13 protein-coding genes are annotated in these 13,489 nt (G+C 65.1%); 2 read left to right on the plus strand and 11 right to left on the minus strand.

What is annotated here, in order from left to right; all coding sequences use genetic code 11:
• Window position 1: 1 nt before the first annotated feature.
• On the minus strand, window positions 2-295 hold the full coding sequence (locus ACT53M_RS02505; protein WP_476227632.1) for an Hpt domain-containing protein: 294 nt from the start codon (window positions 293-295) through the stop codon (window positions 2-4).
• A 189-nt stretch (window positions 296-484) separates the two neighbouring features.
• Between ACT53M_RS02505 and ACT53M_RS02510 the strand changes: the two genes are divergently transcribed.
• Both ACT53M_RS02510 and ACT53M_RS02515 read left to right on the plus strand, forming a co-directional pair.
• Window positions 485-2,692, plus strand: coding sequence for a coiled-coil domain-containing protein (locus tag ACT53M_RS02510; RefSeq protein ID WP_476231258.1), 2,208 nt, complete (start codon window positions 485-487; stop codon window positions 2,690-2,692).
• 141 nt (window positions 2,693-2,833) lie between these two features.
• A complete protein-coding gene (locus ACT53M_RS02515; RefSeq protein WP_476231259.1) occupies window positions 2,834-3,613 on the plus strand; it encodes an SDR family oxidoreductase in 780 nt (259 codons plus the stop codon).
• Here ACT53M_RS02515 and ACT53M_RS02520 read toward each other — a convergent pair.
• Genes ACT53M_RS02520 through ACT53M_RS02565 form a run of 10 tightly spaced genes read right to left on the minus strand, consistent with a single transcriptional unit; the run spans window position 3,544 to window position 13,484 of the window.
• Entirely contained in the window at window positions 3,544-3,999 is a 456-nt protein-coding gene (locus ACT53M_RS02520; RefSeq protein WP_476231260.1) for a hypothetical protein, read from the minus strand. The genes ACT53M_RS02515 and ACT53M_RS02520 overlap by 70 nt on opposite strands.
• Before the next feature lie 45 nt (window positions 4,000-4,044).
• Window positions 4,045-4,320 carry a DUF1467 family protein gene (locus ACT53M_RS02525; protein WP_476231261.1) on the minus strand — a complete coding sequence of 92 codons (276 nt, stop codon included), beginning with the start codon at window positions 4,318-4,320 and terminating at the stop codon, window positions 4,045-4,047.
• A gap of 9 nt (window positions 4,321-4,329) precedes the next feature.
• Window positions 4,330-5,967: a ribonuclease J gene (locus ACT53M_RS02530; protein ID WP_476231262.1), complete on the minus strand. Its 1,638-nt coding sequence runs from the start codon at window positions 5,965-5,967 to the stop codon at window positions 4,330-4,332.
• Complete coding sequence (locus ACT53M_RS02535; RefSeq protein ID WP_476231263.1) at window positions 5,968-6,750, minus strand: type III pantothenate kinase; 783 nt, start codon at window positions 6,748-6,750, stop codon at window positions 5,968-5,970.
• Between the two features lie 17 nt (window positions 6,751-6,767).
• On the minus strand, window positions 6,768-7,463 hold the full coding sequence (locus tag ACT53M_RS02540; RefSeq protein WP_476231578.1) for a biotin--[acetyl-CoA-carboxylase] ligase: 696 nt from the start codon (window positions 7,461-7,463) through the stop codon (window positions 6,768-6,770).
• Window positions 7,464-7,468: 5 nt separating this feature from the next.
• Window positions 7,469-8,926, minus strand: coding sequence for an NADH-quinone oxidoreductase subunit NuoN (gene nuoN / locus ACT53M_RS02545; protein WP_476231264.1), 1,458 nt, complete (start codon window positions 8,924-8,926; stop codon window positions 7,469-7,471).
• Window positions 8,926-10,491, minus strand: coding sequence for an NADH-quinone oxidoreductase subunit M (locus ACT53M_RS02550; RefSeq protein ID WP_476231265.1), 1,566 nt, complete (start codon window positions 10,489-10,491; stop codon window positions 8,926-8,928). Before ACT53M_RS02550 ends, nuoN begins: the two co-directional genes overlap by 1 nt.
• Before the next feature lie 7 nt (window positions 10,492-10,498).
• On the minus strand, window positions 10,499-12,571 hold the full coding sequence (gene nuoL, locus ACT53M_RS02555; RefSeq protein ID WP_476231266.1) for an NADH-quinone oxidoreductase subunit L: 2,073 nt from the start codon (window positions 12,569-12,571) through the stop codon (window positions 10,499-10,501).
• The gene (nuoK, locus tag ACT53M_RS02560; RefSeq protein ID WP_476227620.1) at window positions 12,571-12,876 is read right to left on the minus strand and encodes an NADH-quinone oxidoreductase subunit NuoK; all 306 of its coding nucleotides are present in this window, start codon (window positions 12,874-12,876) and stop codon (window positions 12,571-12,573) included. Before nuoK ends, nuoL begins: the two co-directional genes overlap by 1 nt.
• Window positions 12,873-13,484, minus strand: a complete 612-nt coding sequence (locus tag ACT53M_RS02565; RefSeq protein WP_476231268.1) for an NADH-quinone oxidoreductase subunit J — start codon at window positions 13,482-13,484, stop codon at window positions 12,873-12,875. The genes nuoK and ACT53M_RS02565 overlap by 4 nt, the downstream gene beginning before the upstream one ends.
• Window positions 13,485-13,489 lie beyond the last annotated feature (5 nt).

The raw sequence follows: 13,489 nt of genomic DNA on the forward strand, positions 1-13,489 counted from the left end.
CTCAGAGTCGCTCGACTGCGCGTTCGATCCGGCGGAGCAATGTCCTGTCCTGCGCCGTACGCGATACGGCTTCTTCGGCCAGCGCCATCAAGCGGACTGCGCCGAAGCTGGCCGCCAGGCTCTTGAGCCGCAGTGCTGCGGTTGCCCATTGCTGCGCGCCTTTCGCGGCTTTCAGCCCTTCGAGCGCGCTGCGGACGCCCGCCAGAAACTCCGCGCGCAGTTCGGCAATGAGCACGGGCTCATCTCCCACCGCCGCTGCGAGCGTCGCATCGATAGCACCCGGATCATAGGCCATCCGAACGCTCTAGCGTGGCAGCGTTAACCCTTCGTTTCAGCGTCAAATTCGCTGTCCGCTATTGGTCATGCGTGCAATTATGGTACAGGATAGCCCATGACAGGGGGCAGAAGGGCCAGGATGGCGCCCGGCGCAGAGGTTTCGCAACATGAGGAGCTGGTTCTGAGCGAACCCGCCTTGCCGTCCGACATGCTGGATGAATCCGCAACCTGGGACGATGCGGAACCCGCTCGACCGCGCCGCGCCGGCTGGCTGGCGCCTGCAATTGCGTGGATCGCCGCCTTGGCCAGCGTGGGCGCAATGCTCGCCCTGCTTTGGCCGGCCTTCCGCACGGGTATGACGCCGCCGCAGCTCGTGCAGTCGGTCGCTGCACTCTGCGTTCCACCTGCGCTGGTCGCACTTCTCTACCTGCTGACGCTCCGCACCAGCCGTGCCGAGGCACAGCGTTTTGGCGCCACGGCCCGGGCAATGCGTGCCGAGGCGTCCTCGCTGGAGCGGACGGTCGCAACCCTCGCGGCCCAGATCGAAGCCAATCGCGTCGCCCTCGCTGAACAAGCGACCGCGCTGCAGGATATCGGTACGCGCGCCGTAGAACAGATCGCCGTTGCCGCTGACGCCGCAGCCCGCCAGGCCCAGGCAGTCCAGTCCAGCGTGCAACAGCTTGGGGACACGACCGCCGATGCCGAGCGGCGCGTGGCGGTAGTCCTTTCCACCCTTCCCAAGGCGCATGACGAGATGCGCGGTCTGGCAGAGCGGGTCGACGCCGCCGGGTTGCTCGCCAGCGAGCGCGCCGCCGCGCTCGATGCGCAGCTTTCCGCGCTCGGTGAGCGTGGCCGCGACGCCGACCAGATTGCCAGCGGTGCCGCTGAGCGGCTCGCCGCCAATATTGCCCGGATGGAAGCAAGCAGCGCCGCTGCCAGCAGCCGTCTGGAGCAGCTTACCGGTCAGATGTCCGCCGATGTTGACGCGGTGCTCGAACGCGCATCGCAGGCAGTCGACGAATCGCGCCGCGGCATCGCGGCCACGGGCGAAGCGATGCTGGCCATGGTCGCCGCCAATCAGGCCTCGCTGGAGCGGGCCGGGCTGGAAAGCACGACCGCGATGGGCGATCGAATTGCCGCCATCGAGGAAGTCATCCAGCGCATCTCTTCGCGCCTGAGCGAGGAAAAGATGCGCAGCGACGCGCTATTCCAGCGCCTGGCGGACGGCGCCGCGCAGCTCGACCGCGAGCTCGACGCGCTGCACGCGACCGGCATGGAGCGCACGCAGTCGCTGTCTGCAACCATCAGTGTCCTCCATCAATCGATGGACGCGATGACCGACGCGATGCGCGCAGGCGACACCACGGCCCGAGTCGTTATCGGCACCGCTGAGGAACTGCTGACCGCGCTCGACGCCGCCGCGCGCGAGATGGACGAGACGATGCCGGAGGCGCTGGCCCGGCTCGACGCGCGAATCAACGACAGCCGCAAGGTCGTCTCCGCGTCCAAGCCCGAGCTGCTTGCGCTGGTCACGGCCGCCGAGAGCACGCACGACGCGATCGAAGCGATCGCCGATGTTGTCTCGAAGCAGCGCGACACCCTGGCAAAAACGCAGCAATCGCTGCTGGATACGCTGGCGACCGGTGGCGAGCAGGCCGAAACCTTGGGTCGCATTGTCGACGAGACAATCGCGACGACGCGACGCTTCACCGACAGCGCCGCACCCGACCTCGTCGAGGCACTGGTGCGCGTTCGCGAGACGTCGCACGCCGCTGCCGACCATGCCCGCGAGACGCTCGCCGCGATCGTGCCCGATGCCGCCCGCGCCATAGAGGAAGCAAGCGGCGAGGCACTGCAGCGCGCCGTGGAGAATTCGGTCCAGTATCAGTTGCAGGCGTTGCAGCGCGAAACCGACGCTGCCGTGCAGGCCGCCGCGCGTGCCTCGGGGCGCCTCAGCGATCAGATGCAGGCCCTCAGCGATGCCAGCAACGCGCTGGAGGCACGGATCGAGGAAGCGCGCGAGGCGCAGGAGCGCGCCGACAGCGATTCCTTCTCGCGCCGCGTGTCGCTGCTGATCGAGGCGCTGAACTCGGCCTCGATCGACATCGCCAAGACCTTCTCCGCAGAAGTGACCGACAGCGCCTGGGCGGCCTATCTCAAGGGGGACCGCGGTGTCTTTACACGCCGTGCGGTACGCCTGCTCGATCCGCAGGACGCGCGGGAAGTGCTGCGCCTCTATGACGGCGACGAGGCGTTCCGCGACAATGTGAACCGCTATATCCACGACTTCGAGGCCATGCTGCGCCAGATCCTCGCGCTGCGCGACGGATCGCCGCTGGGCGTCACCTTGCTGTCGTCGGATATGGGCAAACTCTATGTCGCACTCGCCCAGGCAATCGAGCGGCTGCGCACCTGAGGCTTGCCAGCGGCCGGGCCGGCGCCCAGTTTTTCTGCACAAGGAGTCTTGCGAACGATGATCCAGCGTCACCGCTAAGGCGGCAATGCACAGGCAGGCGGCCCGGCGCCGCCACAGCTGGACTCTATCTGCGAGACAATCATGCAAAGACTGAACGGCAAGACCTGCGTCGTAACCGGCGGCGCACGCGGCATCGGCCGCGCCATTTGCGCGCGCTTCCTGGCCGAAGGCGCCACCGTTATCCTGACGGACCGCGACATAGATGCAGGTGCGGCGGCGGCGGCGACGCTTGGCTGCGATTTCATCGAACTCGACGTGGCTGAGGAAACCGACTGGGAGCGGCTGGCGCAGCTGGTACCCATCGCCGATGTGGTGGTGAACAATGCCGGGATCACTGGCTTTCAGGACGGACCCGCCGCCCATGACCCCGAACATGCGACACTTGCCGACTGGAGAGCGGTACACCGCGTAAATCTGGACGGCACCTTTCTCGGCTGCCGCTATGCGATCGGCGCGATGAAGGATCGAGGCGCCGGCTCGATCATCAACATCTCGTCGCGCTCGGGATTGGTCGGCATTCCACTCGCGGCGGCCTATGCCTCCTCCAAGGCGGCGGTGCGCAACCACAGCAAGAGCGTCGCGCTCTATTGTGCGCAGCAAGGCTGGCGGATTCGCTGCAACTCGATCCACCCGGCGGCGATACTCACGCCGATGTGGGAACCGATGCTGGGGGACGGGCCCGATCGGGACGCACGTGTGGCGGCTTTCGTTGCCGACACACCGCTACGGCGCTTCGGCACGGTCGAGGAAGTCGCCGCGGTCGCTGCGATGCTGGCGGCCGATGAATCGGCCTATGTCACCGGCGCCGAATTCAACATCGATGGCGGCCTGCTCGCCGGATCGGCTGCGGCGCCCGGGTGAATGCCGTCAGCTATGCCAGCGAGGATCGCCCGCTCCTGCGCGATTTCCTGCCGCAACTTGCTGCGTAGCGCCGTCGACGCCTGACAATAACCGGTCCAGTCGCTGCTTACCCGGCGCAAGGTCCAGGTGCCGATATGGTGGCTCGATTCTGCGCGCGAACGGCGCGTGTCATCCCGCAGTGCGACGATCGATGCATCGCCGCGCCCTTCGGCAATTGCGCGCTCGCAAAGGCTGGTAACGCATTGCCGACGCGCCGTGCTCAGCCGCGTCAACCGGTAGCGCGCGGCCATCACCGCTTCTTCCTCGCAGCGGGGCGCCAGGCACAGCCGCTCGATCTCATCGAGCGCGGCAAGCATCTGGACATGCAGGCTATTTAAGGCGTCCATCTCTTCTTTATAGAAGACGCACCGCCCCTGGCATGTGGCACGAAGCTAATTCGCGTCGGGCATATGCACCCAGTCGAGCATATCCGTCGTCACCCAACCATAGACATAGTTGAGGTAGAATAGCGCGAACAACACGGCTGACACGATCGTCGTCCGCAGCGCGATGCGGCCCGCACTAAACTGGTGCGGCGCGCTGGGTGCCTGGCCCGGCACCAGCGGAACGCCGGCCTCCTCGCTCGTCCGAACGCCGAACGGCAGCACGAAGAAAACCGACATCGCCCAGAACAGGAAATAGATCGCAAGCGCCGACTGCCATTTCATGGGCAGATGCTACGCCTCGATCAGCAGCACGTCCACCACCGGTTTCTTGCCGGTGAAGCGCGTCGCCACCCGCCGTACCGCCAGCCGAAGCGCCTCGCGCAGCTTTTCGCGGTCGCGGGTCTCCTTCGCCACCGCTTCAGCGGCGGCATCGGCGGCAGCGTCGATCAGATCATCGCGATCTTCCTCCACCGGCACGCCCTGAATGCGGATTTGCGGGCTGCCAAGCAGCCGCCCCTTGCGGTCGATCGCCACGGCAACCGACATCTGGCCATAGAGCGCTATGCGGCGCCGTTCGGTCATCGTCGCGCCGTCGGCTGGCAGGATAACGTCGCCGTCGAGTACCAGTCGACCGGCGGGCGCAAAGCCGATCTTCTCCGGCTTGCCCGGCGCCAGCCGAACGATTTCGCCGTTCACCTGCGTAACCGCCTGCGGCACGCCCTGCTCCAGCGCGAAGCGCGCCTGTTCGTGCATGTGGCGGATCTCGCCATGAACCGGGAGGATGATCTGCGGGCGAATCCACCGGTACATCGCTGCCAGCTCGGGCCGCCCGGGGTGGCCGGAGACGTGGACGAACGCCTGACGATCGGTGACGATGTCGACGCCCTTGTCCGCCAGCGTGTTCATGATCTTGCCGATCGCGATTTCGTTGCCCGGAATCTGGCGCGACGAGAAGACGACCAGGTCGCCCTGGTGCAGCTTCAGCACATGGCTGCCCTCGGCAATGCGATTGAGCGCGGCCCGCGGCTCGCCCTGCCCGCCGGTCGCGACGATCAGCACGCGCGAGGCGGGCAGCGTCATCGCGGTTTCGAAATCCACGGTCTCTGGGAAATCGCGCAGATAACCGGTCGCCTTGGCGACGCGAATGATCCGGTCGAGCGAGCGGCCGGCGACGCACAGCTCACGGCCGGTATCGCGCGCAACTTCACCAAGCGTCTGCAGGCGTGCCGCATTCGAGGCGAAGGTGGTGACGAGCACCCGCCCCTTGGCGGCGCCGATCACTTCGTCGAGCCCCTTGCGGACCTCCGCCTCGGAGCCGGACGCCTCGGGATTGAACACATTGGTCGAATCGCAGACCAACGCCAGCACGCCGCGATCGCCGATCGCCGTCAGTTCCTCGGCGGTCGAGGCGCCGCCCAGCGACGGGGCCTCATCCAGCTTCCAGTCGCCGGTGTGGAACACGTTGCCATAAGGCGTTTCGATCAGCACCGCATTGCCCTCGGGAATCGAGTGCGCCAGCGGCGTGTAGGTGATGCGGAACGGGCCGATATCGAACGGCCCTTCCTCATCGACCACGTTCAGTTCGACGCGGTCCTCGATGCCCTCTTCGGAAAGCTTGCCGTGGATCAGCCCGGCGGTAAACGGCGTCGCGTAGAGCGGCACGCCCAGATCACCCGCCAGATAGGGCAGCGCGCCGATATGGTCCTCGTGCCCGTGCGTCAGCACGATCCCAAGCAGATCGTCCAGACGATCCTCGATGAACTGCAGGTCGGGCAGGATCACGTCGATGCCCGGATAGCTGGCATCGCCAAAGGTGATGCCGCAATCGACCATCAACCACTTGCCCTGGCAGCCATAGAGATTGACGTTCATGCCAATCTCACCCGACCCGCCGAGCGCGAGAAAGAGCAGTTCGTTACCTGGAGTCACTTAATTTCCTTGCTGGCTGCGTTCCCACAGCATGGATAGGCCCTGGATCGTCAGATCGGGCTCGATGGCGTCGAACACCGATATATGCTTTTCGAACAGGATCGCGAGCCCACCCGTCGCAATTACCTTGAGCGGGCGGCCGACCTCGGCCTTCAGCCGCGCGACCAGCCCCTCGATCATCGCGATATAGCCCCAATAGATGCCGATATGCATCTGATCGACCGTGTTGCGGCCGACAACGCTGGTGTTTTCCGGCGCGGTGATGGCGATGCGCGGCAGCTTGGCGGCCGCGGTCACGAGCGCATCGAGCGACAGGTTGATGCCCGGAGCGATGATCCCGCCCTTGTAGGCGCCGCGATAATCGACCACGTCGAACGTCGTCGCAGTACCGAAGTCGATGATGATGAGGTCGCCCTCGTGCCGCGCATGGCCCGCGATGACGTTCAGCGCGCGGTCGGCGCCCAGATTCTGCGGCTCGTCGACATCCAGTGCAAAGCCCCATTCGGCACTGCCCTGGCCGGCGATCACCGCTTCTGTGCCGAAATATTTGGACGACAGCACCTGCAGATTGTGGAGCGCGCGCGGCACCACCGTACCGAGGATCACCCCGGTCACGGCGCTGCGATCATACCCCTCCAGCGCCAGCAGCTGGCTGAGCCAAACGGCATATTCGTCGGCGGTACGGCGCGGATCGGTGGCGATGCGCCAGCGCGCACGCACCTCGCCCTTGTCCAGCAGCGCGAACACGACATTGGTATTGCCGGCATCGATCGCGAGCAGCATTCCCTACCCCTTCGTCGTTACAACAGGAACACGTCGCCCGCGTGAATGGCACGGCTGGTGCCATCGGCCAAGCGCAGGATGAGCGCGCCGTCACCATCCATGCCGCCAAACAGCCCATCCACGCTGCTGCCATCGCTCAGCCGCGCCGTAAGCGCCGTTCCTTCGGGATGGGCACGTGCGAGCCAGCGCTCGCGGACCGGCCACAGCCCTTCGCCGCGCCATTTGCCGAGCCAACGACCAAAGCTTTCCGCCAGCACTTCTGCGAACACATCGGGCTCGACCGGCGCGCCCTGCGCCGCGAGACTGGTCGCCGCGCGGTCGAGCCCTTCGGGGGCTGCGGCAAGATTGACACCAATCCCCACTGCGACCGCGTCGCCGGCGCGTTCCAGCAAAATGCCAGACAGCTTGGCGCCGGCCACCAGCAGATCGTTCGGCCATTTAAGCATTGCCGTCACGCCAAAGGCGCGCGCCGCCTCTTCCAGCGCAACGGCGGACACCAAGGCCAGCGTCGCGGGCGGCGGATCGGTAGGCCGCAGCCGTACCAGCGTGGAGATATAGCAATTGCCGACGGGCGAAACCCAGGGCCGGCCCTGCCGCCCCTTGCCAGCCGTCTGGCGCTCCGCCCTTAGCCAAAGTCCCTCCCCCGCGCCCGAAAGCGCCAGGGAGAGCATATCGGCATTGGTCGATCCCGTCTCGGCGACGGTACGGATAATCGCCGTCAGAACAGCGCCTTCGCTGCGACCAGCGACCAGCTGCCCAGCGCGCCGAACACCAGCCAGCCGATCGGCGAGATCGCCACCGCGCTGATCGTGATCAGGCCGCCTTCGATCAGGTCCGTCTTGCCGGCAAAGGCCGGGGCCGGCTCGTCAAAGTACATCGTCTTGACGATCTTCAGGTAATAGAAGGCACCGATCGTCGAGGCAGCGGCACCGACCGTAGCGAAGCCCCAGAGCCCGGCATTCACAGCCGCGATGAACACGCCCAGCTTGGCGAAGAAGCCGAGCAGCGGCGGAATACCCGCAAGGCTGAGCATGAAGATCATGAGAGCCAGCGCCAGACCCGGCCGCGTGCGCGACATGCCCGACAGGCTGGCAATCGTCTCGACCGGCTCGCCGTCCTCACCGCGCATCTGCAGCACCACCAGGAAGCTGCCGATCGTCATGACAACATAGATCGCCATGTAGACGAGCACGCTCGACACACCTTCCGGGCCGCCGGCGGCAAGGCCGATCAGCGCGAAGCCGACATTGTTGATCGACGAATAGGCGAGCAGCCGCTTGATGTTGGTCTGGCCGATCGCTGCAACCGCACCGAAGATGATCGACGCGAGCGAGGCGAAGATCACGATCTGGCGCCACTCCAGGATCGCCGGGCCCATCGCGTCGATCGCGACGCGGACGGCCAGCGCCACCGCCGCCATCTTCGGCGCCGAGGCGAAATAGGCGGTCACCGGGGTCGGAGCGCCTTCGTACACGTCGGGCGTCCACATGTGAAACGGCACCGCCGAGATCTTGAAGGCAAGGCCGGCGAACACGAACACCAGCCCGAACAGCAGGCCCAGATGCTGCGGCGACTTCAGGCCGGCGCTATAGGCATTGGCGATGCCGTCGAACAACGTCGTGCCGGCAAAACCATAGACCAGGCTGATACCGTAGAGCAGGATGCCCGAGGCAAGCGCGCCCAGCACGAAATATTTCAAGCCCGCTTCGGCCGAGCGCGTGTCGCGGCGCATGAAGCTGGCAAGGATGTAGGCGGAGAGGCTCTGCAGTTCGAGACCGACATAGAGGCTCAGCAGATCGCCAGCCGAAACCATCATGCCCATGCCGACGGTGGAAAGCAGGATAAGCACCGGATATTCCGGCCGCAGATCGTCTCCCGAGGTCCGTTCGAAGAATTTCGGCGCGATCAGGATGGCGATCGCCGCAGCGACATAGATCACGACCTTGGCATAGGTCGCAAAGGCGTCGGCCTTGTACAGCCCGCCAAACGCCACGCCGCCATTGGCGGATGGTCCGGCCAGCGCAATGCCGGCACCGGCCAGCAACGCCACCGATACCCAGCTCACCAACTTGGTCGATGCCTGGCCGCCCCAGGCTGCCACCAGCATCAGCACGATCGAACCGACCGAGAGCACCAGCTCCGGCAGCGTCATCAGCAATTGCGTCGAATAGGTCATCAGTGCGCCTCCCCGTGCGCGGAGGCCTCATGGGCGGGTGCCGCCTGCGGCGTACCCGGAGTGGGTTTGGAGTCGCTGATCGAAGCGGTATGCGCGGCGCTGTTGAGGCGCGCGGTCAGCCGTACGACATCGGCACGCATCGGCTGCAGGAAACTGGTCGGGTAGACACCCATCCACAGTACCGCCGCCGCCAGCGCGACGAGCATCGCGATTTCGCGACCGTCCAGGTCGGGCATCGCCTTCACATCGTCCTTGGTCAGGTCGCCCCACACCACCCGACGGAACAGGTAGAGCATATAGGCGGCGCCGAGGATGATGCCGGTGGTGCCGATCAGCGCGGTCCAGGTCGAAACCTGATAGGTCCCTGCCAGACCGAGGAACTCGCCGACGAAATTGCTGGTGCCCGGCAGGCCGATCGAGGCCATGGTGAACAGCAGGAACAGCACCGCATAACGTGGCATGTTGATCGCAAGGCCGCCGTACCGGTCGATCTCGCGAGTATGCAGACGGTCATAGATGATGCCGACGCACAGGAACAGCGCGCCCGACACCAGGCCATGGCCGAGCATCACCATCATCGCACCGTCGATGCCGTTCGCGTTGAAGGCGAACAGGCCCATAGTGACGATCGCCATGTGGGCGACCGACGAATAGGCGATCAGCTTCTTCATGTCCGTCTGCACCAGCGCGACGAGCGAGGTGTACACCACGGCGATGCACGACAGCGCGAACACCAGCCACATGAACTGGACCGAGGCCAGCGGGAACATCGGCAGCGAGAAGCGCAGGAAGCCGTAGCCGCCAAGCTTAAGCAGCACGCCCGCCAGGATGACCGACCCCGCGGTCGGCGCCTGCACGTGCGCGTCGGGAAGCCAGGTGTGGAACGGCCACATCGGCATCTTCACCGCGAACGAGGCGAAGAAGGCCAGCCACAGCCAGGTCTGCCAGTTGGCTGGGAAGTCATGCGCCATAAGCACCGGGATCGAGGTGGTGCCGGTGTTCAGCACCATCGCGATCATCGCGATCAGCATCAGCAGCGAGCCGATCAGCGTGTACAGGAAGAACTTGTACGACGCATAGATGCGGTTCACGCCGCCCCAGATGCCGATGATCAGGTACATCGGGATCAGGCCACCTTCGAAGAAGATGTAGAACAGGAACAGATCCTGCGCGGCGAAGGTGCCGATCATGAGCACTTCGGTGGCGAGGAACGCCGCCATATATTCCGGCACGCGCTTGGTAACCGAGAGCCAGCTTGCCCCGATGCAGATCGGCATCAGGAACAGCGAGAGCATGATCAGGTTCAGCGCGAAGCCGTCAATGCCCAGCGCCCAGGCGAAATCGACGCCGCCGAGCTGGAACAGGCTGACATGCTCGACGAACTGCCACTGCGGCGCGCCGGCGCCCGACTGGAAACTCGTCCAGAGAACGACACCCAGCGCCAGGTTCACCAGCGTGGCGAGGAGCGCCGTCCAGCGGGCCCCCTGCGCACCGACGAAGAGGCAGAGCACTGCGGCAACCGCAGGCACCGCGAGCAGGACGGAAAGGATCGGAATGCCGGTCATTTTTCCATCACCCCGCAATGACCCAGGTGAGCGCGGCCGTAAGCCCGATCAGCATGACGAAGGCATAGGTGTAGAGATACCCCGATTGCAGCTTGACGGCGCCCACACTCCCGATCTGCACCAGCCGCGCGGCACCATTCGGGCCGAACCGGTCGATCGTCTGTTCGTCGCCCCGCTTCCACAGCAGGCGGCCAATGGCCATTGCCGGGCGGACGAACAGGAAGTTGTAGAGCTCGTCAAAATACCATTTGTTGAGCAGGAACAGGTACAGCGGACGGAACTGGTCGGCGAACGCCGCCGGAAAGCCCGGCGAAACCAGATAGGCATACCAGGCGATCGCCAGACCGCTCAGCATCGCCACCGTCGCCGACAGCTTCACCCACACCGGCACCGCATGCATCGCGTGCATCAGATGCTCGTTGAAGGCGAGCGCGCCGTGCCAATAGGTTTCGCCGGCCGTCGGCTCGATGAAGAAGCCGTGGAAGACGAAGCCAGCGAGTACTGCCCCGACCGACAGGATGATCAGCGGCAGCAGCATGACCGGCGGGCTTTCATGCGGGTGATAACCCGCCGTGCCGTCGCCATGGTCGTGCGCGTGGTGACGGTCGTGACCATGCGCGTCATGCGCGGCATGCGCATGATCGTCATGGCCGTGGCCGTGCGCGTCATGCACCGCGTGCTGGATGTGCTCGGAAGCGGCCCAGCGCGGCTTGCCATGGAAGGTCAGGAACACCAGACGCCACGAATAGAAGCTGGTGAGCAGCGCCACGACCACGCCGACCCAGAAGACGCCGATGTTGCCGGCGGCATAGCTCGCCTCGATGATCGCGTCCTTCGAGTGGAAGCCGGCAAAGCCGAACGCCACCGGATTGCCGAACAGCGCAGGGATGCCGACACCAGTGATCGCCAGCGTACCCATCATCATCGCCCAATAGGTGATCGGGATGTGCTTACGCAGGCCGCCATAATAGCGCATGTCCTGCTCGTGGTGCATCGCGTGGATCACCGAGCCGGCGCCCAGGAACAGCAGCGCCTTGAAGAAGGCGTGCGTGAACAGGTGGAACATCGCCGCGCCATAGGCGCCGACGCCCGCCGCGAAGAACATGTAGCCGAGCTGCGAACAGGTCGAATAAGCAATCACGCGCTTGATGTCAGTCTGCGTCGTGCCGACGGTTGCGGCGAAGAAGCAGGTCGCGGCGCCGATCGTGGCGACCACGCCCATCGCGACATGGCTCTGTTCGAACATCGGCGACATGCGGCAGACCATGAACACGCCTGCGGTCACCATGGTCGCGGCGTGGATCAGCGCGGACACCGGGGTCGGGCCTTCCATCGCGTCCGGCAACCAGGTGTGCAGGCCGAGCTGCGCCGACTTGCCCATCGCGCCTACGAACAGAAGCAGGCAGAGCACGGTCAGCGTGTCGAAGCGGTGGCCGAGGAAGCCGATGGTCGAACCGGCATGGCTCGGCGCGGCGGCCAGGATCGTCGGGATGTCGACGGTGCCGAACACCAGGAAGGTGCCGAAAATGCCGAGCATGAAACCGAGATCGCCGACGCGGTTGACCACGAAGGCCTTGATCGCCGCGGCATTGGCACTGGGCTTCCGGAACCAGAAACCGATCAGCAGGTAGGACGCAAGACCCACGCCTTCCCAGCCGAAGAACATCTGCACCAGGTTGTTCGCGGTCACGAGCATCAGCATCGCGAAGGTGAACAGCGACAGATAGGCGAAGAAGCGCGGCTGGTCCGGCTCTTCGCTCATATAGCCCCAGCTATACAGGTGGACGAGCGCCGAGACGCTGGTGACGACGACGAGCATCACCGCGGTCAGCGCATCGACGCGCAGTTCCCAGGTGAAATTCATCGTGCCCGAGCTGACCCAGTGCAGCACCGGCGTGACGCTCGGCGCGGCATTGCCGCCCAGATACTGAAGGAAGATCGGCCAGGAGAGCCCGCACGCAAGGAAGAGCGAGCCGGTGGTCACGACCTTGGGCAGCGTGGCGCCGAACGACTTGTTCACCAGCCCCGCAACGGCTGCCGCGATCAGCGGCAGGAATACGATGATCAGAATGGACGACATCAGCCCTTCATCCGATTGACGTCGTCGACCGAAATCGTGCCGCGACCGCGGAAATAAATGACCAGGATCGCAAGGCCGATCGCGGCCTCACCGGCGGCGACGGTCAGCACGAACATCGCGAACACCTGCCCGACCAGATCGTGCAGGAACGACGAGAAGGCGACGAGATTGAGGTTCACGCTGAGCAGGATCAGCTCGATCGCCATGAGGATGACGATCAGGTTCTTCCGGTTCATGAAGATGCCCAGCACCCCCATGGTGAACAGGATCGCCGAGACGACCAGATAATGGGTTAGCGTGATCACAGCTCCATCCCCTGCCCGACAGCCGGGTTCATGTTGCGGGTGGCATCCTTGGCGCGGCGCGCGATCTGCTTGCCGACATTCTGCGGCCGCACGTCGCTGCGCTTGCGATAGGTCAGCACGATCGCACCGATCATCGCGACGAGCAGCACCAGGCCGGCACCTTCGAACACGAAGAGATAGCGCGTGTAGAGCAGTTGGCCGATCGCTTCGATATTCGGCACGCCGCCGTCCACCGGCGCGACGCGGCGCCCCAGCGCCAGCGTGCCGGCGCTCCACGCACCAACCGCGACAATGATCTCCGCGACCAGCGCCACCGCCAGCAGGCCGCCGACAGCGGCATATTTCATCACGCCCGCACGCAGCTCGGCAAAGTCGATGTCGAGCATCATCACGACGAACAGGAAGAGCACCGCGACCGCGCCGACATACACGATCACCAGCAGCATGGCGATGAATTCGGCGCCCACGAGCACCATCAGGCCCGCTGCGTTGAAGAACGCCAGGATGAGCCACAGGACGGAATGTACCGGGTTACGCGAAAGGATCGTGAATGCGCCGGAGACGCACACGACGAACGCGAACAGGTAAAAGGCGAGAAGCTGGATCACGGAAT

It is taken from the genome of Sphingomonas sp. DMC6 (assembly GCF_056314225.1).

Bases quoted from the DNA above. Each gene is read 5' to 3' on its own strand.
- ACT53M_RS02515 (WP_476231259.1), top strand. From the start codon at position 2,834: ATGCAAAGACTGAACGGCAAGACCTGCGTCGTAACCGGCGGCGCACGC.
- ACT53M_RS02510 (WP_476231258.1), top strand. From the start codon at position 485: ATGCTGGATGAATCCGCAACCTGGGACGATGCGGAACCCGCTCGACCG.
- ACT53M_RS02505 (WP_476227632.1), bottom strand. From the start codon at position 295: ATGGCCTATGATCCGGGTGCTATCGATGCGACGCTCGCAGCGGCGGTG.
- ACT53M_RS02525 (WP_476231261.1), bottom strand. From the start codon at position 4,320: ATGAAATGGCAGTCGGCGCTTGCGATCTATTTCCTGTTCTGGGCGATG.
- nuoL (WP_476231266.1), bottom strand. From the start codon at position 12,571: ATGTCGTCCATTCTGATCATCGTATTCCTGCCGCTGATCGCGGCAGCC.
- ACT53M_RS02535 (WP_476231263.1), bottom strand. From the start codon at position 6,750: ATGCTGCTCGCGATCGATGCCGGCAATACCAATGTCGTGTTCGCGCTG.
- ACT53M_RS02550 (WP_476231265.1), bottom strand. From the start codon at position 10,491: ATGACCGGCATTCCGATCCTTTCCGTCCTGCTCGCGGTGCCTGCGGTT.
- ACT53M_RS02520 (WP_476231260.1), bottom strand. From the start codon at position 3,999: ATGGACGCCTTAAATAGCCTGCATGTCCAGATGCTTGCCGCGCTCGAT.
- nuoN (WP_476231264.1), bottom strand. From the start codon at position 8,926: ATGACCTATTCGACGCAATTGCTGATGACGCTGCCGGAGCTGGTGCTC.